Origin of the sequence: Mesorhizobium sp. C264A (assembly GCF_040324515.1) — a bacterium.
Classification (GTDB): domain Bacteria; phylum Pseudomonadota; class Alphaproteobacteria; order Rhizobiales; family Rhizobiaceae; genus Mesorhizobium.
Window position 1 is genome coordinate 1,186,720 of record NZ_JAMYVY010000002.1, and the last position, 22,326, is coordinate 1,209,045.

General features: G+C 64.2%; 21 protein-coding genes. 10 read left to right on the top strand and 11 right to left on the bottom strand.

Annotation, left to right across the window (positions count from 1 at the left end):
* Positions 1–116 precede the first annotated feature (116 nt).
* Together NKL04_RS24765 and NKL04_RS24770 are read left to right on the top strand one after the other, a co-directional pair.
* On the top strand, positions 117–1,181 hold the full coding sequence (locus NKL04_RS24765) for a glycosyltransferase (RefSeq protein WP_352724517.1): 1,065 nt from the start codon (positions 117–119) through the stop codon (positions 1,179–1,181).
* Between the two features lie 247 nt (positions 1,182–1,428).
* Positions 1,429–2,961, top strand: a complete 1,533-nt coding sequence (locus NKL04_RS24770; protein WP_023701949.1) for a YifB family Mg chelatase-like AAA ATPase — start codon at positions 1,429–1,431, stop codon at positions 2,959–2,961.
* A gap of 205 nt (positions 2,962–3,166) precedes the next feature.
* Here the strand turns inward: NKL04_RS24770 and NKL04_RS24775 are convergent, their stop codons facing one another.
* Together NKL04_RS24775 and NKL04_RS24780 are read right to left on the bottom strand one after the other, a co-directional pair.
* On the bottom strand, positions 3,167–5,335 hold the full coding sequence (locus tag NKL04_RS24775) for a malate synthase G (RefSeq protein WP_023701948.1): 2,169 nt from the start codon (positions 5,333–5,335) through the stop codon (positions 3,167–3,169).
* Between the two features lie 133 nt (positions 5,336–5,468).
* Positions 5,469–7,490 (bottom strand): hydantoinase/oxoprolinase N-terminal domain-containing protein, encoded by a 2,022-nt coding sequence (locus tag NKL04_RS24780; protein WP_023701947.1) that lies wholly within the window; start codon positions 7,488–7,490, stop codon positions 5,469–5,471.
* Positions 7,491–7,684: 194 nt separating this feature from the next.
* Here NKL04_RS24780 and NKL04_RS24785 point away from each other — a divergent pair, with 194 nt between their 5' ends.
* From NKL04_RS24785 to NKL04_RS24795, 3 genes are read left to right on the top strand one after another with little or no spacing between them, the layout of a single operon-like run.
* The gene (locus NKL04_RS24785) at positions 7,685–8,662 is read left to right on the top strand and encodes a threonine ammonia-lyase (RefSeq protein WP_023673293.1); all 978 of its coding nucleotides are present in this window, start codon (positions 7,685–7,687) and stop codon (positions 8,660–8,662) included.
* Positions 8,663–8,670: 8 nt separating this feature from the next.
* Complete coding sequence (locus NKL04_RS24790; protein WP_023681284.1) at positions 8,671–9,051, top strand: nuclear transport factor 2 family protein; 381 nt, start codon at positions 8,671–8,673, stop codon at positions 9,049–9,051.
* A gap of 17 nt (positions 9,052–9,068) precedes the next feature.
* Positions 9,069–9,668 (top strand): DNA-3-methyladenine glycosylase, encoded by a 600-nt coding sequence (locus NKL04_RS24795; RefSeq protein ID WP_023701946.1) that lies wholly within the window; start codon positions 9,069–9,071, stop codon positions 9,666–9,668.
* A gap of 4 nt (positions 9,669–9,672) precedes the next feature.
* Here NKL04_RS24795 and NKL04_RS24800 read toward each other — a convergent pair whose 3' ends face one another.
* Genes NKL04_RS24800 through NKL04_RS24815 form a run of 4 tightly spaced genes read right to left on the bottom strand, consistent with a single transcriptional unit; the run spans position 9,673 to position 13,377 of the window.
* Positions 9,673–10,809, bottom strand: coding sequence for an ABC transporter permease (locus tag NKL04_RS24800; protein WP_023681282.1), 1,137 nt, complete (start codon positions 10,807–10,809; stop codon positions 9,673–9,675).
* Complete coding sequence (locus NKL04_RS24805; protein WP_023701945.1) at positions 10,806–11,726, bottom strand: ABC transporter ATP-binding protein; 921 nt, start codon at positions 11,724–11,726, stop codon at positions 10,806–10,808. Before NKL04_RS24805 ends, NKL04_RS24800 begins: the two co-directional genes overlap by 4 nt.
* A complete protein-coding gene (locus tag NKL04_RS24810; protein WP_023681280.1) occupies positions 11,723–12,676 on the bottom strand; it encodes an HlyD family secretion protein in 954 nt (317 codons plus the stop codon). The genes NKL04_RS24805 and NKL04_RS24810 overlap by 4 nt, the downstream gene beginning before the upstream one ends.
* Entirely contained in the window at positions 12,673–13,377 is a 705-nt protein-coding gene (locus tag NKL04_RS24815; protein ID WP_023681279.1) for a CerR family C-terminal domain-containing protein, read from the bottom strand. Before NKL04_RS24815 ends, NKL04_RS24810 begins: the two co-directional genes overlap by 4 nt.
* A gap of 92 nt (positions 13,378–13,469) precedes the next feature.
* Between NKL04_RS24815 and NKL04_RS24820 the strand changes: the two genes are divergently transcribed.
* The 3 genes from NKL04_RS24820 to NKL04_RS24830 all read left to right on the top strand — a co-directional run bounded on the left by NKL04_RS24820 (position 13,470) and on the right by NKL04_RS24830 (position 15,860).
* Positions 13,470–13,967, top strand: a complete 498-nt coding sequence (locus NKL04_RS24820; RefSeq protein WP_023681278.1) for a CYTH domain-containing protein — start codon at positions 13,470–13,472, stop codon at positions 13,965–13,967.
* Positions 13,968–14,052: 85 nt separating this feature from the next.
* Positions 14,053–14,991 (top strand): CHAD domain-containing protein, encoded by a 939-nt coding sequence (locus tag NKL04_RS24825; protein WP_023692978.1) that lies wholly within the window; start codon positions 14,053–14,055, stop codon positions 14,989–14,991.
* Between the two features lie 41 nt (positions 14,992–15,032).
* Complete coding sequence (locus NKL04_RS24830; protein ID WP_023692977.1) at positions 15,033–15,860, top strand: C40 family peptidase; 828 nt, start codon at positions 15,033–15,035, stop codon at positions 15,858–15,860.
* Positions 15,861–15,910: 50 nt separating this feature from the next.
* Here NKL04_RS24830 and NKL04_RS24835 read toward each other — a convergent pair whose 3' ends face one another.
* On the bottom strand, positions 15,911–17,287 hold the full coding sequence (locus tag NKL04_RS24835; RefSeq protein WP_023681273.1) for an adenylate/guanylate cyclase domain-containing protein: 1,377 nt from the start codon (positions 17,285–17,287) through the stop codon (positions 15,911–15,913).
* 174 nt (positions 17,288–17,461) lie between these two features.
* Positions 17,462–18,262, bottom strand: a complete 801-nt coding sequence (locus tag NKL04_RS24840; protein ID WP_023681272.1) for a helix-turn-helix domain-containing protein — start codon at positions 18,260–18,262, stop codon at positions 17,462–17,464.
* 116 nt (positions 18,263–18,378) lie between these two features.
* On the opposite strand from NKL04_RS24840, the gene NKL04_RS24845 reads away from it, so the two are divergent.
* Entirely contained in the window at positions 18,379–19,236 is an 858-nt protein-coding gene (locus NKL04_RS24845) for an NHL repeat-containing protein (RefSeq protein WP_023692976.1), read from the top strand.
* Positions 19,237–19,254: 18 nt separating this feature from the next.
* Here the strand turns inward: NKL04_RS24845 and NKL04_RS24850 are convergent, their stop codons facing one another.
* Both NKL04_RS24850 and NKL04_RS24855 read right to left on the bottom strand, forming a co-directional pair.
* Entirely contained in the window at positions 19,255–20,976 is a 1,722-nt protein-coding gene (locus NKL04_RS24850) for a SulP family inorganic anion transporter (protein WP_023692975.1), read from the bottom strand.
* 79 nt (positions 20,977–21,055) lie between these two features.
* Positions 21,056–21,325, bottom strand: a complete 270-nt coding sequence (locus tag NKL04_RS24855) for a helix-turn-helix domain-containing protein (RefSeq protein WP_023687514.1) — start codon at positions 21,323–21,325, stop codon at positions 21,056–21,058.
* Between the two features lie 79 nt (positions 21,326–21,404).
* Between NKL04_RS24855 and NKL04_RS24860 the strand changes: the two genes are divergently transcribed.
* Positions 21,405–21,596 carry a hypothetical protein gene (locus tag NKL04_RS24860; protein WP_023687515.1) on the top strand — a complete coding sequence of 64 codons (192 nt, stop codon included), beginning with the start codon at positions 21,405–21,407 and terminating at the stop codon, positions 21,594–21,596.
* A 16-nt stretch (positions 21,597–21,612) separates the two neighbouring features.
* On the opposite strand, the gene NKL04_RS24865 is transcribed toward NKL04_RS24860, so the two are convergent.
* Positions 21,613–22,323: a phosphatase PAP2 family protein gene (locus NKL04_RS24865; RefSeq protein WP_023701943.1), complete on the bottom strand. Its 711-nt coding sequence runs from the start codon at positions 22,321–22,323 to the stop codon at positions 21,613–21,615.
* Positions 22,324–22,326: the final 3 nt, after the last annotated feature.

The following is a 22,326-nucleotide window of genomic DNA, read 5'->3' on the forward strand; positions in this document are numbered from 1 at the left end:
TGCCAAATTTCTCTCTGTCGAAGCGAGTTTTGCCCCGCACTCAAGATCGCAATTGCCGCATGTTGACCCTACAGCACGGGTATCGCCCTCCTACCAAATTCGAGATTGTCAGAGCCATGCTGCGTCATGGCCACAAACTCAGAAAGGGGCACCCTTCCGCGAAGTCGCAACCTGCTCTTCAGGCCAGTTTGCTGTCTGACGATCCGTTCATATCCTATTCGGGAATGTCCGGTACGCCGCTCGGATTAGCAAGTCATATGCCTTTCCTTCCACGCGGCCACCGCGCCTGGTTTCTCATCTCGCCAACCTGGTCCATCGAAAGCAGTGCTAGCGTCAAAACCATCCGGACCTATGCCGTTCTGCATAGACTCAAGAACCCCCGTCACTCGCTAATCTTCCTATCCAACACTCAGGCCGAGGCTGATCTGTTGAATCAGTCCGGCGAGGCCGCCGTCCTGCACAACAAGACGTCAACAACCTCCGAACACATATTCAGGCCTCTCGATGACGTCCCTGTAGAATTTGATGCAATCTACAATGCGCAACTGGCTCCGTGGAAGCGCCATGACTTGTCGCTTGGCATCCAGCGTTGCGCATTTGTCTTCTATCGAGATTCAAGCGGGTCCTCCACGACGGAGTCGGAAAGAGCACGAATAAATCGGCATAGGGAGCTCGCGCCGCATCACGTCTTTATCAACGAGTTTGACGGCACCGGCAAGCCGGTCCGATTGGCACCGGCTCAGGTGAACACGCATCTAAATCGTGCAGCCGTGGGAATCTGTCTCTCTCACCTGGAAGGACCAATGTTCGCCAGCACGGAATATCTTCTCGCGGGCCTTCCAGTGGTCACGACGCCGAACCATGGCGGCCGAGACCTTTATCTGGATGACGACTATTCGCTCACAGTTCCACCCGATCCTCGATCCATCGCGGAGGCTGTCTTAGCGCTGAAGGAGCGACGAATTCCCCGGGATTACATTCGTTCGCAAACTTTGAAACGAATCGAACGAGACCGCGGGCGGTTCATAGACCTTGTAAACGAGATTTTTCTGGAGAGCGGCTCTTCGCGCCGGATCGCCATGCCTTGGCCTTTCCGATATCCTGTCATGGAGTGGCTTCCACCGCAGGTCGCGATCGATCGATCGCTTTCAGGTTCGGTCGATGCCTTCATCACCGCTTAGAAAGCAACAGCCTCAGATTGCCGAAGGGCCTAGTCGCCTTGTTAACGCGGTCGAGGAGGCGGAGCAGCCGTTCCATTGCTTAACCATCTTCCGTTTTTGCAACCGGCACAGCGCGCTGCAACCACCACGAATGCATGTTCCTGTAATGTTCTTGCCTTGGCCTAAAATCTATGGTTGTCTTGTCCTGACGTCGCTCGCGGTCTGAACCACAAGGCCGAGGCGAGCCGATATCCGGGGGCAGAGCAAGATGGTGGCGCGGGTTCGCACGGTGGCTTTCCAGGGCATCGAGGCCGTGCCGGTCGATGTCCAGGTGATGATCGCGCCGGGCAAGGTCGGCATGCAGATCGTTGGGCTGGCCGACAAGGCGGTGGCCGAAAGCCGCGAGCGCGTGCAGGCGGCACTGCATGCGTCGGGGCTGTCGATGCCGTCGAAGAAGGTGACGGTCAACCTGGCGCCTGCCGACCTGCCCAAGGAAGGGAGCCATTACGACCTGCCGATCGCGCTCGGCCTGATGGCTGCACTCGGCGCCATTCCGGGCGACATGCTGGCCTCCTATGTCGTGCTCGGAGAATTGTCGCTCGACGGCACCATTGCCGCGGTCGCCGGTGCGCTGCCGGCGGCGATCGGTGCCAATGCCGAGGGAAAAGGCCTGATCTGCCCGTTCGGCTGCGGGCCGGAAGCGGCCTGGGCGGGCAAGGATTTCGACATATTGGCGCCGCGCAGCCTGATTGCCATCGCCAATCATTTTCGCGGCACGCAGGTGCTGTCGCGGCCCGAGCCCGGCATCCATGTCTCGGCCCGCGACCTGCCCGACCTTTCAGACATCAAGGGCCAGGAAAGCGCCAAGCGGGCGCTGGAAGTGGCGGCGGCCGGCGGCCACAATCTGTTGATGGTCGGGCCTCCCGGCTCGGGAAAATCGATGCTGGCGCAGAGGCTGCCCTCAATTCTGCCGCCACTGGCGCCCAAGGAACTTCTTGAAGTCTCGATGATCGCCTCGGTGGCCGGCGAGCTCGGCGAAGGCAAGCTCACCGACCGGCGGCCGTTCCGCGCCCCGCACCATTCGGCTTCGATGGCGGCAATGGTCGGCGGCGGCATCAGGGCGCGGCCGGGCGAAGTATCGCTTGCCCACAACGGCGTGCTGTTCCTCGACGAGTTTCCCGAATTCACGCCGCAGACCTTGGATGCGCTGCGCCAACCGCTGGAGACCGGCGACTGCATGATCGCGCGCGCCAACCACCGCGTCACCTATCCAGCGCGCATCCAGCTGGTGGCGGCGATGAACCCGTGCCGTTGCGGCATGGCCGGCGAGCCCGGCTATCGCTGCCTGCGCGGCGAGCGCTGCCGCACCGACTACCAGGCGCGCATCTCAGGCCCGTTGCTCGACCGCATCGACCTCAGGATCGAGGTACCGGCGGTCTCGGCCGCCGACCTGATCCGGCCCGACCGAGCGGAGAAAAGTGCAGCCGTCGCCCAGCGCGTGGCGCGCGCCCGCACCATCCAGCGCGAACGGTTCGAGCGGCTGGGCGTTACCAGCGCCACCACCAACGCCCATTGCTCGCCTTCTGTTATCGAGGACATCGCTGCGCCGGACGCAGCAGGCCTGTCGCTGCTGAAAGACGCCAGCGAGAAACTCGGCTTTTCTGCGCGCGCCTATCACCGCGTGCTCAAAGTGGCGCGCACACTGGCTGACCTCGACGCCAGCGAAACCGTCGGCCGAATTCACCTGGCCGAGGCGATTTCCTACCGCATGATGTCGGAGCGGGTAGCGCAGGCGGCGTAAGGGGAGGGTGCAGCGAAGCGGCGGGGTGGGGTCACCGAAGAATGCTCGACCTTTTTTTTGAAGCCGAGCCGAGAAAGGGCCTCTGCGATGACATTGCTTGTAGTGTAGTCCGAAGGGAGTCGGCGCGCTTCACGCAGGACCCCTCCCGGCCCTTCGGGCCACCCTCCCCTCAAGGGACCCTCAAGGGGGAGGGAGACGCCGGCGCTCAGGCCCGCTCTTTCGCCTTCAGCTCCAGCCGCCGTGCGTGCAGCACCGGTTCCGTATAGCCGTTCGGCTGCTCGCGGCCCTTGAACACCAGATCGCAGGCGGCCTGGAAGGCGATGGAATTGTCGAAATCGGCGGCCATCGGGCGGTAGAGCGGGTCGCCGACATTTTGGAGGTCGACGATCGCCGCCATGCGCCGCAGCGAATCCATCACCTGAATTTCGGAGCAAACCTTGTGGTGCAGCCAGTTGGCGATGTGTTGCGAGGAGATGCGCAGCGTGGCGCGGTCTTCCATCAGGCCGACATCGTTGATGTCGGGCACTTTCGAGCAGCCGACGCCCTGGTCGATCCAGCGCACGACATAGCCCAGAATGCCTTGCGCATTGTTGTCGAGCTCGCGCTGGATCTCGTCGGGGGTCCAGTTCGGCCGCACCGCCACCGGCACCGACAATATATCATCGAGCTTCGCCTTCGGCCGGCTCTTGAGCGCCGCCTGGACGGCATGGACATCGACCTTGTGATAGTGCGTGGCGTGCAACGTCGCCGCCGTCGGCGACGGCACCCAGGCGGTGTTGGCGCCGGCCTTGGGATGGGCGATCTTCTGTTCCAGCATCGCCGCCATCAGATCGGGCATCGCCCACATGCCCTTGCCGATCTGGGCATGACCGGCCAGCCCGCATTCGAGCCCGGCGTCGACATTCCACGCCTCATAGGCGGAAATCCAGGCGGCCTGCTTCATGTCGCCCTTGCGGATCATCGGGCCGGCTTCCATCGAGGTGTGGATCTCGTCGCCGGTGCGGTCGAGGAAGCCGGTGTTGATGAACACGACGCGTTCCCTGGCGGCGCGGATCGCCTCCTTGAGGTTGACGGTGGTGCGCCGCTCCTCGTCCATGATGCCCATCTTGATAGTGTTTTTGGCCATACCGAGCAGCGCTTCGACGCGGTCGAAAATCTCGACTGCGAAGGCGACTTCCTCCGGCCCATGCATCTTCGGCTTCACCACATACATCGAGCCCGCGCGGGAATTCATCCGACGCCCGTTGGCGCCGACATCGTGCAGCGCGATCAGCGCCGTCATCGCCGCATCCAAGATGCCTTCCGGCACCTCGTTGCCATCGCGGTCGAGGATGGCCGGATTGGTCATGAGGTGACCGACGTTTCGCACCAGCATCAGCGAGCGGCCAGGCAAGCTCAGCGCGCCACCACTGGGCGCGGTCCAGGCGCGGTCCGGATTGAGTTTGCGCGTGAAGGTTTTGCCGCCCTTGCTGATTTCCTCCGCCAGATCGCCCTTCATCAAGCCGAGCCAGTTGCGGTAGACGATAACCTTGTCCTCGGCATCCACCGCCGCGACCGAATCCTCGCAGTCCTGGATGGTGGTCAGCGCCGATTCCAGGATCACGTCGGCAATGCCGGCCGGGTCGGTGCGGCCGATCTGGTTGGTGCGGTCGATGAGGATCTCGATGTGCAGGCCGTTCTGGACCAGCAGGATGGCTTCCGGGTTGGCGCCGTCGCCGCGATAGCCGGCAAATTGTTTCGGGTTGGCCAGCGTGGTGCCGCCGGCGCCGGCGCCGAGCCGCAAGGTGCCACCCGAAGCCGTCAGCCCGTTCACGCCGGCCCATTTGCCCGAGGTGAGCGGCACGGACTCGTCCAGAAAACTCTTCGCCCAGGCAACCACCTTGGCGCCGCGCACGGGGTTGAAGCTTTTACCCTTCTCGGCGCCACCGGTCTCGGCAATGGCGTCGGTGCCGTAGAGCGCATCGTAGAGCGAACCCCAGCGGGCATTGGCGGCGTTGATCGCATAACGCGCATTCATCACCGGCACCACCAGCTGCGGCCCGGCAACGGTGGCGATCTCGGGGTCGACATTGTCGGTCGACACGGAAAAGGCCGGCCCTTCGGGCACGACATAGCCGATCTCACGCAAGAAGCTTTTGTAGGCCTCCATATCGATGGGCGCGCCATTGGCGCGGTGCCAGGCGTCGATCTGTTCCTGCATGGCGTCGCGTTTGGCCAACAACGCCCGGTTCTTCGGCGCGAGATCATGGACGATGGCCGAAAAGCCGTTCCAGAAGGCGTCGGCGGCAATGCCGGAACCGGGCAGCGCTTCGCCGACAAAGTCATGCAGTTCGCGGGCAATCCGCAATCCGGCGATCTCGACGCGATCGGTCATCAGGGCTTCTCCAGATGAAAGGCTTTGCGGCCTTTGGCATGTCGGGGGTGAGGGGTCAATTCAGCTTAGGGTGAAGGCGGGGATTTTGAAGCTGCTGATCTCCCCCCAAGGGGACCCCAAGGGGGGAGATTACCTAAACCGCAATCCTCGGCCGACCCGATGCAACCGCCACCACATGCGCTTCGATAAACATCCGTTGGGCCTCAACCGTAGACACCTTGAACTCGGTCGAAACGTCGATCTCGGCATTATCCGTGCCGGCATCCTTCGCGCGCGCGGCTACGATCGCCCGCACATCAGCCTCCGCTGCCGCGATCGCCTTGGCCTCGTCGGTGAAGTCGCGCACCGTTTGCCCCGACGCGACCCGGAACAAACCTTCCTTGGGCTGGCTGACGCGGGCTTCGGCCGAGACGCGGACCTGGCCGACGACGGCGCCGAGCGCGTTGGCGACGTCGGTATCCTCCGGCACCACGCACTCATTACCGACCAGCTCGGCCAAGCCGGCATAGTGCAGCGGCGCCGAGGCGCCGAGGCCAATGACCGGACGATCGAGCGCGACGCTGAGCCTTGCGATGCCGGGATGGGAATCGACGGCGCGCTGCACCAGCGCGTGCGCGACGGTGGCGGCGCCATCCAGCCCATCCTCGGCAAAGGCTGTCTCCAGAATGTATTCGGCCGACCAGCGCGTGAGCGTCAGCAGCACGCGTTCGGAAATCACCTCCGGAGACGGCGCGATGTACTGGCCTCGCCCATCACGCTTGCGGGCAAACAGTTCGGCGCCGAGCCGGGCCGCAAGCGGGTCCCAGTTGGCCTGCTTGCCGAGCACATGGGCGGCGTCCGAGGGGGTGAAGCCCGAGATATGCACAAGACCGCGCGAGACCAGCCGGTTCAGCGTGGCGTTCTGGGCGTTCGAGGTGAGCAGCCTGTCGATGGCGAGCGGCACGGCACCAATCAGTTCATACAGTTTCGCCTCGGGCGAGGTCAGGCCGGCGGCGAGCCTGTCCGGCACGCCGGTGCGCAACGCAAAGCGGCCGTCCATGCGGCCGGGGTTGGGCGCCCTGAGCTGGCGCTCGAGCTCCGATGTCACGGAAACACCATGCATCATGCCGGCCAGCGCCAGCGGCACCAGGCGGCGCGGCCCGAGCAGGATTTTCGGGTTGAGCGCGCCATCTTCCAGTGCCACCTCGGAATCGCCGCCGAGGCCGAAAGTGCGCATGGCGACCGCCTCGACCATGGTGCGGAAGCCGCCGACAGTGGCGCCTTCGGGATCGAGCCGAGGACGGCCGCCGTCGAGCACGGCGACATCGGTGGTGGTGCCGCCAATGTCGGACACCATGGCGTTGTCCAGGCCCGTCATGTGGCGGGCGCCGACCAGGCTGGCGGCCGGGCCGGACAGGATGGTCTCGATCGGCCGCTGGCGGGCAAACGCCGCCGAAACCAGCGCGCCATCGCCGCGCACCACCATCAGGGGGGCTACGATGTTGCGGGCCTCCAAAAATCCTTCGGTTGCCGCCACAAGCCGGTCGATCATCGAGATCAGCCTGGCGTTGAGCAAGGTGGTGAGCGCGCGGCGCGGGCCGCCGAGCTTGGCCGACAATTCGTGGCTGGCGGTGACCGGCAGGCCGGTCTTTTCGCGGATGAAGTCGCGCGCGGCGAGTTCATGCACCGGGTTGCGGGTGGCGAAATAGGCGCAGACGGCAAAGCCCGACACCGAGGCGCCGAGTTCAGGGATCGCCGCTTCCAGCCCCGACAGATCGAGCTTGGCCGCATTGCCGTGCACGTCATGGCCGCCCGGACAAAACACCACCGGATCGGTGCCGAGCGCGGTCTTCAGCCCGTCGCGCGCAAGGTCGGCCCCGGTAAAGCCGATCATGATGAGCGCCACACGCCCACCCTGGCCCTCGACCAGCGCATTGGTGGCGAGCGTCGTCGACATCGACACGAGTTTGATGGCGGCCGGATCGGTGGCCGATTTTTCCAGCACCGCATCGACCGCGCCGGAAATGCCGACGGCAAGATCGTGCCGCGTCGTCAGCGCCTTGGCCTTGGCCAGCACCTTGCCTTTTGGCCCGCCTTGTTCCGACCACAGCACGGCATCGGTATAGGTGCCACCGGTGTCGATACCGAGAAAAAGGGGTTTTGGCTTGGCGGTCATGTCTGGCGGTCCGGGATTCTGCTCCCCGCCCTTAGCCGATACGGCCCGGCTGATAAAGGCGGGAGAGGTGGGCCAGTTTGACCCTCGTCGCCGCTCATGCCCGTCAAACTTTGTAACGGTCACATTTTTTCATTGGTGCGTGGCCTGCCTTTGCGTGCACCATGCTCCGAACTCATCGCTTTCAGGACTTCGCCATGACCACGCTTCCCGGCATCGCCGACATCCATGCCGCCGCCGCGCGGCTCTCCGGCCTGATCGCCGAAACGACCTTGATCGAATCGCTGGAACTCAACAAGCGCTTCGGCGGCCGCATCCTGTTCAAGCCGGAGACGCTGCAGCGCACCGGCTCGTTCAAGTTCCGCGGCGCCTACAACAAACTGTCTTCGCTGAGCGAAGAAGAGCGCAGCCGCGGCGTCGTCGCCTTCTCCTCCGGCAACCATGCTCAGGGCGTCGCCGCGGCGGCTGCCATGTTCGGCGTCAAGGCGGTCATTGCCATGCCGGCCGACGCGCCGGCGATGAAGATCGCCAATGTCCGCAAGATGGGCGCCGAAGTGGTGCCGTTCGACCGCTTTCGCGACGACCGCATGACGGTGGTGCGACCCTACATGGACAAGGGCATGGTGCTGGTGCCTCCTTTCGACGATCCGGCCATCATCGCTGGCCAGGGCACGATCGGTCTCGAACTGATGCGCCAGGCAAAAGCGCTCGGCGTCAGCCTCGATGCGGTCGTCATTCCCTGTGGAGGCGGCGGCCTGACGAGCGGCATTTCGATCGCCGTCAAGGATGCCTCGCCGGCCACAGCAGTCTGGGCCGTTGAGCCCGAGCATTTCGACGACACCCGCCGCTCGCTGATCGAAGGAAAAAGGGTTTCCAACGAGCCCGGCCACAGTTCGATCTGCGATGCCATCCTCACCGCAGAGCCCGGTGCCATCACCTTCGAGATCAACCGCAAGAACCTCGCCGGCGCCATCGCCGTCTCCGACAAGGCGGCCGCACAGGCGGTGCGCGACGCCATGGCCCATCTCAAGCTGGTGGTCGAACCCGGCGGCTGCGTGGCGCTGGCGGCGCTCTCGTCAGGCGAGATCGAACTGTCGGGCAAATGCGTCGCCGTCGTGCTGTCAGGCGGCAATGTCGATTTCACCACCTATGCCGAGATCATGGCCGCGGCCTGAGAACCGATATGGCAGACGCTGAGATAAGGGCGGCTCTCGATCGCCATTGGGCTGCCTCCGATGCCAATGATCTCGAGACGGAGCATCAGATCTATCGCGAGGACGCGGTGCTCGATTATCCGCAATCAGGCGAGCGCATCAGCGGACGGCACAACATCCAGTCGTCGCGCGCCACGCAGCCCAACCGGAAGCGCTTTGCCGTGCGGCGGATCACCGGGTCAGGCGACCTCTGGATCACCGAATATGTCCTGACCTATGACGGGATTCCGTCCTATACGGTGAGCATCATGGAGTTCGTCGATGGCAAAGTGGTTCGCGAGACCCAGTATTTCGGCGATCCGTTCGAGCCGGGGCAGTCGCGCGCGCAATGGGTCGAACGGATACCTTGAAACACGGCGGCGGTAGCATGACCGGCCACCATCCGCTCGATCGTGCCGAACTGCCTGATGATACGGCCGATCTCGCCCGCTATCTCATCGGCAAGCTCGTGGTGCGGGAATTGCCGGAAGGCATCGTCGGCGGCCGTATCGTCGAGACCGAGGCCTATGTCACCGGCGACGCCGCCGGTCACGGCTATCGCGGGATGACGCCGCGCAACCGTTCGATGTTTCTTGACGCCGGGCACGCCTATGTCTATCTCGCCTATGGCGTCTCCTGGATGCTCAATGTTTCGAGCGAGGGGCCAGGGACCGGCACCGGTGTGCTGATCCGGGCGCTCGAACCGCTCGAAGGCATCGCCATCATGCGGCAGAACCGGGGCGTGGAGCGCCTGCGCGACCTGGCGCGCGGGCCGGGACGGCTCGCACAGGCATTGCGGATCGACCGTTCGCTGGACGGCCTCGATCTGTGCCGCCAAGGCCCGCTATGGCTGGCAGCCGACGGGCATCAGGCCGGCGACATCGGCCAAGGCATCCGCATCGGCATCACGAAGGATGCGGACCGCCCGCTGCGGTTCTATGTCAGGGGCAGTCCGTTCGTCAGCGGTCCGCGATCGCTCAATTCCTGAACGCTCAGTCGAGCGTGCGCCTGAACCGCACCAATGCGACGCCGGCAAACAAGGCCACGAACCCGACCAGCCAGGCGATCTCGCCCGCAACCGCCGGCAGTTCAGCGCCCTTCAGCATCACCGCGCGGGTAATGCGCAAAAAATGCGTCAGCGGGAAAATCTCGCCGAAGGTCTGCGCCCAGCCCGGCATGCCGCGATAGGGGAACATGAAGCCGGACAAAAGGATCGACGGCAGGAAGAAGAAGAAGGTCAGCTGCAGCGCCTGCATCTGCGTGCGGGCGATGGTCGAGATGGTGTAGCCAAGCAGCACCAGCGCCAGCACGAACACCAGCACGGCGGTAAGCAGCAGCGACATCGAGCCGGTGAAAGGAATGGCGAACAGAAGCTTCGACGCCGCCAGCACCACCACCACCTGGACGCCACCGACCACAAGATAGGGCAGCACCTTGCCCAGCATGATCTCGAACGGGCTGGACGGCATGGCGAGCAGGTTTTCCATCGTGCCGCGCTCGGTCTCGCGGGTCAGCGCGATCGAGGTCATCATCACCAGGGTCATCTGCAGGATGACGCCGAGCAGGCCGGGCACGATGTTGTATTGCGAGATGCCTTCCGGATTGTAGCGCTGGTGCACCACCACATCGAGCTGGCCCCTAGCGGCCTCACTCGCCGCCTCCTGCATGCCTTGCGCCCGAAGCAGCGCCTGGCTGGCCACTTTGCTTAGCGTCGAGATGGCGCCGCTGGCGGCGGCCGGGTCGGTGGCGTCGGCCTCGATGAGTATCTGCGGATTGTCGCCGCGCTCCACCCGGCGGCCGAAATCGGCCGGGATGGTGACGACGAAGGCGACATCGCCGCGCGCCATCAGGAATTCGGCAGCCTCGGCACTTTGCGCAACATGGTCGAAGCGGTAGTAGCCGGTCGTCTGCAGGGCCGCGACAATGGCGCGGGTGTAGGGGTCATTGCTGGTCGCCACCAGTGCGGCAGGCAGGCTTTTGGGATCGTTGTTGATGGCGTAGCCGAACAGCACCAGCTGCAAAAGCGGCACGCCCAGCATCATGGCGAAGGTGATGCGGTCGCGCCGCATCTGGATGAATTCCTTGATCAGCAGCGCACCGAGCCTGGCGAAGGAGAAGACGCTGTTCATGCCATATTGTCCTTCGAGCCGGACATGAACTGAATGAAGACGTCCTCGAGGCTGGTCTCGCCGGGTTTTACGCTGACGCCCTTGTGCTCCTTCTCGACATCGGCGAGCGCCTTTTCGAGCTTTGCCTTGTCGGAGCCGACGACATGCAGCGTCGCGCCGAACGGCGCCACCTGGTCGACGCCGGGCCGGTCCCTGAGTGCATCGGCGACCTGGTCGAGGCGCGGTCCCTGCAGCACGAAGGTGGTCAGACCGGCATTCGTCACCACCTCGTCCACCGTGCCGGTGGCCAGCATCTTGCCGTAGGAGATGTAGCTGATGCGGTGGCAGCGCTCGGCTTCGTCCATGTAGTGGGTGGACACCAGCACGGTCAGACCGCCGCTCGCCAGCCGGTGGATCTCGTCCCAGAATTCGCGCCGCGCCTTCGGATCGACGCCGGCGGTCGGCTCGTCGAGCAGCAGCAGCTTCGGCTTGTGCATGATGCAGGCGGCCAGTGCCAGCCGCTGCTTCCAGCCGCCCGACAGCGTGCCGGCGAGCTGGTTGCGGCGGCTCGTCAGGCCAAGCTCTTCCAGCGTTTTCGACACATGCTCCTCGACCGGCTTCAGCCGGTAGAGCCGCGCCACGAATTCGAGATTCTCGCCGATCGTCAAATCCTCGTAGAACGAGAATTTCTGCGTCATGTAGCCGACTTCGCGCTTGATGCGGAGCGACTCGGTGCGGATGTTGAAACCCAGCACCCTACCTTCGCCCTCGTCGGGCGTCAGCAGGCCGCACATGATGCGGATGGTCGTCGTCTTGCCGGACCCGTTGGGCCCGAGAAAGCCGACGATCTCGCCCTCGGCCACCGTCATCGTCACATGGTCGACGACAGTCTTGTCGCCGAAACGCTTGACCAGGCCATGAACGTCGATGGCGTTCATTTTGCGGAGGCCGCCAGCTCGACATCGACGATCTGTCCCGGCTGCAGCGCTTGCGCCTTGCCCTCAGGCCGCGCCTCGACGAGGTAGACCAGCTTCTGCCGGTTCTCGAGCGAGTAGATCACCGGCGGGGTGAATTCCGGGTCGGGCGAGACATAGCTGACGCGCGCCTTCACCTCCGGCCCGCAGCCGTCGCAATGGACGACAAGCAGCGTGCCGACCTTGATCGACGAGAACGCACTTTCCGGGACATAGACGCTGAGCTTCACCGCACCGTCCGGCAACATCGAAATGACAGGCGCGGTCGGACCGGCGGTGTCGCCGGAATTGCGGATGACGTCATTGATGCGGCCGGGCGAAGGTGCCGCCAGCACGCGCTTCGACAACCGCCACTCAGCCTGTTCCAACGCCGACTGCGCCTGTTTGACCTGATTGTCTGCCGCCTTGATCGTTTCGGGACGCGCAGGCAGACCGCCGACGGCGAGGTTGGCCTGCGCCTGGCCGACCTGCGCATTGGCGGTCTCCAGCGTCGCGGCGGCCGTGTCGTAGTCGGCCTGCGTGCCGGCACCGCGCTTGAACAGGTCGGCGGCGCGGTCGTATTTGCGCTTGGCATCCGTGGCCTGGGCCTTGGCCATGTCGACCTCGGCCTTCAGCACCGCGATCTCCTCCGGCCGCTTGCCGATCTGCAGGTCGGCAAGCTGCGCCTGCGCCTGGGCGAGCGCGGCCTCTGCCTGGGCGACGGCGATTTTTGCGTCGGCGCTTTCGAGAGTCACCACCGGCGTGCCTGATACAACACGGTCGCCGCGCTTGACCGCGACGGTCTCGACCTGCGCCACTTCGATCGGCGCCAGCAAGACATAGTCGCCCTCGACATAGCCGACGGCAAGCGGCGCTGCCGGCGCGCAGGCGCCGAACAGCTGGGCCGCGAGCGGCAGGGAACAGAGAAAACTCATCGCTTGCCCTCCTTGCGGGCGACCGGATTTCGGGCCGCCAGTATGGCGCCAAGATTGCTTGTGACCGCCGCCACCACCTTGGCGGCTTCGGCGTTACCGATCTCGCGCCAGCCCATACGACGCATCACTGCTTCGCGGCCGATGCGGAAATAGATGACCTGGCCGATCAGCGTGAAGACCACGAGCTTGGTGGCCTCGCTTTCGGCCGGCTCGCCCGTCGCCTGTTCCCAGATCTGGCAGAGGCGGCGATGCGTCGGTTCGAACACCCCGTCATAGATGCGGTCGAGGGCGGCCGTCGGATGCGACAACTCTCTAAGTACGAATTGTACGATATCGCCCGCCTCCGGCCGGGCGACGATAAATCCTACCATCCGCTCCAATGCGGTCGAGAGCTGCGCCCGCGCCGTCTCTGAACTGGCTTGACCTTGCAGCTGCATGCCGCCGAGCGCCTGGCCAGCAACCGCCTGGATGGTCTCGACGATGTGGTCGGCGGCGGCCCCGCGGAGCCCTTCCTTGCCGCCGAAATGATAGGCGATGGAGCCGATGTTGGCCTTCGCCTCCGCCGCGATCTCGCGCGTCGAGGTGCCGTCGAAGCCCTGCCGCCCGAACAGTTTGAGCGCGGCCAGCACCAGTGCGGCGCGCGTCTGCTCGGCGGGCGATGTCTCCTGGCGGGGCATTTTGTCGGGCGCGGATTTGATCATGTCGGCCTCTTTAATCAATCGATTGATTAAAGTCAAATTGATTATCTACGGCCGCTTGCCATGTCGAGCCGCAGACGCTTTAGTGCGCGGCCATGGGCAAGGAAGTCGAACGCAAGTTCCTGGTCTCCAGCGCCGAATGGCTAGAAATGGCCGAGGCGAATATACGCATTCGCCAGTTCTACCTTGCCGCAGCACCTGGCCGCACCGTGCGCGTACGCATCAGCGACGGCAGTTCGGCGAAGCTGACGCTTAAATTCGGCAGCAAGATCCGCGAGCGCGACGAATACGAATATGAAATTCCTCTGACTGATGCCGAGGAGATGCTGGCCTTCGCCATCGGACATGTCATCGAGAAGACACGCCACCATGTTAGGCATCGCGGCTATCTCTACGAAGTCGATGTTTTCGGCGGGATCCTAGCCGGCCTTGTGGTGGCCGAACTGGAGACGCCGGAGGATGTACCTGACGAAATGCTGCCTGATTGGCTCGGCCGCGAAGTGACCGGCGAGCAGAGATTTTACAACGCGTCGCTCGCCCTAGAGCCGGATGATTTTAGGTCGGGTCGACCTAAAATCGGAATCCGGCTCTAAATCAAAAGAGATGGAGCATGATGTCGTCCGAAAACCGCTTCACCTTTTCGGCATCATGCTCTAGGGGGATTCCGGAGATCGCCGCATGAGCTTTCGCATCGATCCGCGCCTGCCGCTGACCGGCGAGGTCAGGCGTATCCTTGGCGAGGAGATCGGCAAGGCGCTTGCCCATCTGGCCGTCGCGCGCGACCAGCCGGAGCAGGCATTGCACAAATGCCGCAAGCGGCTGAAGAGCGCGCGCGCCTTGCTGCGGCTGGTCCGTTCCGGAAATGAAACATTCTGTCGGACTGAGAACCAATGCTACCGTCAGGTGGCGGCGCTGCTTGCCGGGCCGCGCGAGGCGACCGCGCTGGTCGAGACCGTCGACCGGCTGGCAGCCGCCTTTCCCGAGCAGGTTGCCGGCGGCGGCCTCGACAGCGTGCGCGACCGGCTTATCGCTCGCCAGCATGAAATGCATGCCGGGGCTGGTCTCGACGCCGCCATAGGCGCGGCCACGGCCGCCTGCGAGGAAGGCCTGATCCGGATCGAGCGGCTGCTGCTCCCCGATCTGCCTGAGCATGCAGCCGATGTGCTTGCGGAAGGCGCTCGCAAGACCTTGCGCCGGGCCAGGAAGGCGCTGGACCGGGCGGGATCGCGCGGCGAAGCAGAGGATTTCCACGATCTGCGCAAGGCTGCCAAGACCCACTCGATGCATTTGTCGCTGCTCGGCCGGCTGTGGCCGACGCCGATCAAGGTGCGGTGCAAGGCAGTTGATGAACTTGGCGAAAAACTCGGCGAACTGCACGACGTCTTCGTCATGCGCGTGTTGCTCGAGGCCGACGGTGAGCCGCTCGGCGATGCGCAGGACACAAGGCTTCTTGGCAAGCTTTTGAAGCGCTCGGAAAAAAGCCTGAAGAAGAGCTGCCTTGCCGGAGCGGCCGAGCTGTTCGGCGACAGCCCCAAGCGCTCGACGAAGAAACTCGCGCGCAATGCGCGCGACGACCTCGCCGGCCCGGCATCGTCGGAAGAGGTCCCGGTCGGTTGATCATGGCCGAGGACGTCACCTCGTGCTAGTCACACTTTGCCATGACCGCGCCGCGCGACACGCTTCTCGACCGCCTTGGCCGCTGGCTTGCCGGCCGGCTGCAGGACGAATCCTCCGGCTATGAGCCCTACACGCCGTCCGACGCCGAGACGTTGCGGCGCACGCTCGAGCCCGGCGACATCCTGCTCATCGAAGGCAACCAGAAGATCTCGGCGGCAATCAAATACCTGACACAGTCGACCTGGTCGCATGCGGCTTTCTATACCGGCGATGCCTTGTCCGAGCCGGAGGACGGATCGGAACGGCGTCGGCTGATCGAAGTCACGCTCGGCGAAGGCTGTGTCGCCGTGCCGCTGTCGCGCTACCGCACCTACAATACCCGTATCTGCCGGGCGAGCGGGCTGACCCCGGAAGACCGCGACCATGTCGTCGCCTTCATGATCGGCAAGCTCGGCCTGAAATACGATCTCAAGAACATTTTCGACATGCTGCGCTTTTTCCTGCCGACGCCACCGGTGCCGGTGCGCTGGCGCCGCCGCATGCTGGCTTTCGGTTCCGGCGATCCGACCCGCGCCATCTGCTCGACGCTGATCGCCGAAGCCTATGGCGAGATCCGCTACCCGATCCTGCCCGAGATCACCCGCGCGCCCGGCCGCGCCTCGGCGCAGTCGAACTATTCGCGCCGCGAAATCCTGCACATCCGCCACCACTCGCTCTACACGCCGCGCGACTTCGACCTGTCACCATTCTTCCGCATCGTCAAACCGACGCTGGAATATGGTTTCGACTACCGGGCGGTGACCTGGGAGGACAAGGCAGGCACCGACGCCGCAGCCGCGAAGGCTGGCGCAATCGCCTCAGACACGTGATGGCTTCGGCCTGAGTCATGAGGTTCAGGCGTCTCACATGGCGGCCTGCATCACGCCGAAACCGCAATGGCGCCCTGGTTTTCGGCCCTGTGTTCGACCCAGACATGGACCGGTTCGTCCCGGCCGCGGATGCTCACCGGCCCATGGTCGCGCGCATTCAGCTGTGTCCCGAGCGATTCCGCCTTCGCGGCCTCGATCAGTCGTGACCCAAAGCAAATATTCGCCTGAAGCTCCCGGCAGAGCGCCTGCAAACGGCTGGCGACGTTGACGGTGTCGCCCACCACCGCGAAGGACAGGTTGCGCTCGCTGCCGACCGCGCCGAGGACGACGGCGCCATATTGTGCACCGATCCGAACGTCCAGCGGCGGATATCCTCTGGACACACGCTGGACATTCCAGTCTTCGATAGCGGCGATCATCGCTTCAGCGCACCGGATGGCCCGGGTTGCGTCGTCATGGCTGGCTTGCGGAACCCCGAAGGTCGCCATGATGCAATCGCCGATATAGTTGTCGACGGTGCCATGGTGGTCGAAGACGACCTGCTCCATGCGACGGTGGAACTGACGCAGTAGTTCGAACACTGCTTCGGCCGGATGATCCTCGGAATAGTGTGTGAAGCCGACGATGTCGGCGAACAGCACCGCGATATCCTGCCGGCGGACCGGGCCGAAGGGCTCGTCATCCGTGGCGAGCTGGTCGACGACATTGGGCGAAAAATGCCGGGCGAGATTGGCGCGGGCGCGCTCCGCCTTGACATAGTCTTCCGACAGATGTCGGGAACGAGAGACGACCAGCGCCATGATCGCGCCGATAATCAGCACAACCAACACATTGGTCGCCTGCGCGAACGTATCGACGAAATTGGGGTTGAGATAGAGATTCAGTCGCTCTGTCAGCGGCAGCGAATAGAGGTTCGTTGCCGGAATGACGGTTCCCGCATGAAAAACCACCCATCCCACCCCGATCGTCCACGTCAAGGCCGCGAGCGCGCCGAGATAGAGCGCCAATCGTGTCGAAAGGGTCAGCGCGCCAAGGCATACGAAAATCAGCAGGAATTTGAAGCTGCCCTCGCGCAGTTGCATCGCGGCCGGCGCGACCTCGAGGGAAAACGGGTTGGGCGTTACCAGCAGAACGGTCAACAGAATGATGTCCAGCGTACCGACGAGGTAACCGATCCACCATGGCGCGTTGCGACGGCGCGCAAAGCGAAACTGGATCAGGCCGACGAGTTGGAACAGCGCGAGGCCCGCCAGCACGAAGAGCAGCGAGGCATCCCAGCGGCTGATCAAGGAAAAGAAGCAGGAGATCACGGCGAGCGATGCCGTGCGCGCCCAGAACTGCAATGCAGCACCCTGGCGTTCTGCGCGCTCCCGCAAATTTTTCAGGCGCGAATAGCGGCGAAGTTCAAGTGTTGGCGCGGTCGGCATAGGATCACTTCGATTTTGCGGGGACGGTCACGCATTCGGCAAACCCGCCCCGTTCAGTCTGGCAAATCAGCGCGCGAACTCTATCATGAATGTGGCTTCATTTTTGAAGCACCTCCGGACTGGAGCGCGACAAGCTCAGCCGCCAGATGCAATCCTGCTCGGATGATGGCCCAGTCAGGCCGGCAACGGGCGGCGTCCCTTTGCCGGAGCGGTGGGCCGGTCGGACGCACCGGCATCCCTGGGGTGCGGGCCGATCGGCATGATCGCCGGAAACGGGGTTGCGCCAAAAGCAAACGTCCATTTGTAGCCGGTCAGCCCGTCTTCCGGCGTCGTGTGCTGGTCGTGATGGGCGAGCAGTTTGGCGCGCTCGGCCAGTTCCTCCGCCTCGCGCTTCACCATCTCCGCCGTCTCCGGCCGCATCCGCCTGGAGAAAGAGACGAAGGTCGCTTCCCGCTCCAGATGGGTGATCGCCCAGCCGATGAAATTCTTGTTTGTCATCTCGAATAGCGGCCTGAGCGGCCCTTCGAAATTCCACTGGATCGGTGTGTCGACCAGCAGCCGTGCCGACAGCCCGCTGCCCAATGCGATCAGGCCGATCGCTTCGAGATCGCGCAGATAAAGGAACATCGAGGCTTCGCTCAAGCCTTGCGAGCGCATGACGCCTTCGGGCGTGAACTTCTCCGACAGCATGACGAAGATGAACAGCAGCGCCGGCCGTCCCGCGAGCTTGCGCTCGATCTCCGGCGCGATGCGATTGACCGGTCCCGGCCCCCGGTTCATCGACCCCAGCACGTTTTCCAGCTCGACGCCGGCGGCAGCGCAGATCCCGATGAGACGGTCGAGCTTGCAGTTGCGCTCGTGGAAGATGCGCTTCACCGTCGGCTCGGAAATGCCCATACGCCCGGCTAGCTCACGATAGGTGACGCCCTTGGCCTTCAGCGTCCGCTTCAGCGCCTCGAAGATCAGGCCGTTCATGGAATGCACCTCTTTTCTCGCGGTTTGGTATCGCGTTTCGATACTAGCGGCAATCGCCCTTCCGGAAAAGTATCGACATCTCTAGCTCTCCGCCATCCACCACAGGAGACCTGGCCGTGAAAACCCTCATCCCCTCTATTTGTCTCGCCGCCTTCGGTATCGCGCTCGTGCCTGCGGCCGAGGCCGCCGAACTCTGGCGCGCCTCGGGCTTCGAGCAACCCGAATCGGCGCTGTTCGATGCCGCCAACAATCGCATTATCGTCTCCAACATCGTCGGCAATCCCGGGGAGGCCGACGGCAACGGCTATCTCTCGGTGCTGTCGCTGGACGGCAAGGTCGTTAGCCGGCACTGGACCGCCGGCATGGATGCACCGAAGGGCTCGGCGATCTCTGGCGGCAAGCTCTACGTCGCCGACATCACCAAGGTGCGCATCGTCGATCTCGCCAGCGGCAAGCTCATCTCGACGATCGATGTGCCCGGCGCCGTTTTCCTCAATGACGTGACATCGGACAGTTCGGGCAAGGTTTATGTCACCGACATGCTGGCCGATGCGATCTACCGCATTGACGGCGACAAGCCGGAACTGTTCGTGAAGGATGCGAAGCTCGCCGCACCCAACGGCATCTTTGCCGATCGCGATCGGCTGATCGTGGCGTCCTGGGGCAAGGGCATCAAGCCGGACTTCAGCACTGCCGCGCCCGGGGGCCTGCTGTCGGTCGATCTCGCGACGAAAGCCGTGACGCCGCTGCCTGGCGCACAAAACTTTGCCGACCTCGACGGCGTCGTCGCCATCGGCGACAGCATCTACGCCACCGCCTTCATGACCGGCACGCTCTATCGGTACAAAGTCGGCGAGGCGCCGAAGGCTGTAGAGCAGTTCAAGCCGGGCAGCGCCGATATCGGCACAGACGGCACGCGGATCTTCGTGCCGCTGATGAACGAGGGCGAGATCGCGGTGCTGAGCCTGGACTGACGGCGCACACTTGCCGGCTCAGCCAGCGGGCGCGGCTTTGAGTTGCGCCCGCGAATCCTTGATCGAGGCGGCAAAGGTCACCAGCGGCCGCTTGACGCCGTGGTTGATCAGCATGCGCCGTGTCTGCGGCGAGGCACCGGCGATGATGAAACGCACCCCTGCGCGCTTCGCCTTGTGCGCCGCGCCCTCGATGACATTGGCCGCGGTGGAATCGAAGAACGGCACCGCCGAGCAATCGAGGATGAAGTTCTTGCGCTGGTCGGCGATGCGGTCGAGCACCGTGCCGACAGTCGAGGCGGCGCCGAAGAAGAAGGCGCCGGAGATGCGATAGACGACGGTGTCGGCGTCGCTTGCCTCGCTTGCATCGTAGGCGCGGCCGCTGCTGTCGGCGACATCGTCCTGCACCAGCGGCAAATCCGCCTCCACGGCGATCGACTTGGCCATGCGGTCGATGAACAGGATCGAGCCTAGCGCGAAGCCGACGACGATGCCTTCGGTGAGATCGCGGAAGACGACGATCAGGAAGGTTGCCATCAGCACCAGGGCGTCGCCGCGCGAAGCGCGCAGCAACGTGGCGAAGGCCTGCTTCTCGAACATGTTCCAGCAGACAACCGCCAGCACCCCGGCAAGGGCGGCAAGCGGGATGTAGCTCGCCATTGGTGCGGCCACCAGCATGAAGACCAGCAGAAAAAGCGAATGCAGCATGCCGGAAACCGGCCCATGCGCGCCGGCCCGCACATTGGTGGCGGTGCGGGCGATGGTGCCGGTGGTGCAGATGCCGCCGAACAGGGCAGACGCGATGTTGGCAAAGCCTTGCGCCACCAGTTCGCAATTGGAACGGTGACGCCGCCCGGTCATGCCATCGGCGACCACGGCCGAGAGCAGCGATTCGATGGCGCCGAGCAGCGCAAAAGCCACCGCATCCGGCAGCACCGCAAGCGCCTTGTCGAGGTTGAGTGCCGGCAGTGCCGGCAACGGCAGGCTGCGCGGAATGCCGCCATAGCGGGTGCCGATCGTTTCCGCCGGCAGCGAAAGCAGCGCCACGACAAGGGAGGCCAGTCCGACGGCGATCAGCATGCCCGGCCAGCCGGGCCGCCAGCGCTTCACCCCGACGATGGTGGCGATGGTCAGCGCCGCCACCAGCGTTGCCGAGATATTGAGCGTGCCGGCCGCGTGGCCGATCGCCATCAGCTTCGGCAGCAGCGGCCCGGGCTCCGGCCCGGCAAGCCTCAGCCCGAACAGTTCGACGATCTGGCCGGAGAAGATGATGACTGCGATGCCGGCGGTGAAGCCGACCGTCACCGGGTAAGGGATGAATTTGATATAGGTTCCGAGCCGGAGATAGCCGATGGCGAGCAGGAAAATGCCGGCCATCATCGTCGCCAGCAGCAGTCCGTCGACGCCTTCGCGCTGCACCGTCGCCGCCACCAGCACGATGAAGGCGCCGGCCGGGCCGCCGATCTGGAAGCGGCTGCCGCCGAGCGCCGAGACGATGAAGCCGCCGACAATGGCCGTGAACAGGCCGCGCTCCGGCGTCACGCCCGAAGCAATCGCAATCGCCATCGACAGCGGCAACGCGACAATGGCGACGGTCAGCCCGGCCATGAAGTCGGCCTTGAACTGCGGCAGGCGGTAACCTTCGCGCCAGACCGTCACCAGCTTGGGCGTGAACAGCTCTGAAAATGTCGGCTTTGCCGACTTCTGGGCCGGTTGATGCACTGCCCGCCGGATCTGATCCATGGACTGCCTTCCGCTTGCGTGAAGGCGGCGGGATCGTCGGCAGGACTGTCGGCGGTCGCCGTCGCGACTATATGCCGGCTCAGCCTTGCGGGTTCGGCGGCGCGACCGGCTTGAGGCGCACGCCCCGGCCGCCGCGCTCGCTGGTCTGGTTCTCGCCGATGAGCTCCACCCCGGCCTCGTCGAGAGCCTGGACAACCTTCATCAGCGTATCGACCACACCCCTGACCACGCCGTCACTCGCTTCCATGCGCTGGATTGTCGGAAGCGAAACGCCGGCACGCTCGGCGAGTGTCTTCTGATCGATGCCGGCCAGCGCCCTCGCGGCGCGCATCTGCGCGGCAGTGATCATCGGTCGGAACCCCCGTCTGAGTCTGCGGAGACGACGTGTAATACAATCATAGTGATGTTTCAACCATCATAAAGCATACATGAAACATGATCTCTCCACAAAGCCGGATGGCGGGATACGGGATGAGCATGCTACGTTAACCGCCTTGGCTCTTATGGCGGGGAAATATCAGTTGAAGATTTTCAGGACCTTGACGACGTCGGCAGCCTTGCTGTCGGCGGTTTTTCTGCTGGCAGGCTGCGGACACGGGCTGATCAACCGGCTGATTTGAATGTCGCTCCGGATCGTCAGTCTTCGGGCTCGTTGCCATCGGCCACCGCCTTGTTCCGCTGCAGCATTCGCGCCGCCAGCCAGCACAGCGTCGCCCAGGTGAAGCCGGCGCACCATCCCGCCAGCACGTCGGAAGGCCAGTGGACGCCGAGATAGACGCGGCTGACGCCGACCAGCAGCGTTACCAGCACCGCCAGGCTGAGGACATAGATTTTCGTCGTTCGTCCCGGCAGGAAGCGCGCTGCCAGCGAGCCCAGCGTGAGATAGGTCACCGCCGACAGCATGGCGTGGCCGCTGGGAAACGACAGCGACGTCTCGTTGGCCAGGTGCGAGACAAGATCGGGGCGCGGCCGGTCGATGCCGGCCTTGAGCAAGGTCGACAGCAGCTGCCCGCCAGCCACCGCGACAAAGATCAGCAGCGCCGTCCTCGGCCTACGGATCAGTAGGAGGTAGACGATCACCGCCGTTACGATCAGCGCCAGCACGCTGGAGCTGCCGAGGCTGGTGATGTCGCGCATCGCGCCTTCCAGCCATGCCGGGCCGACGGGAACATCCGGCTGACCCACTTTTCGGAAAGCGAGCAGGATCTCAGTATCGAAAGCGTGCGGCGTGGTGGCCCGCGCCACCTCCATCAGTTCCTCGAAGCCCCACAGCCCGGCGGCTATCACCAGCCCGGCCAGCAGCACCGGAAATTCAAGCCAGTTGGTGAACGCACGCGGGGTCTTCATCGG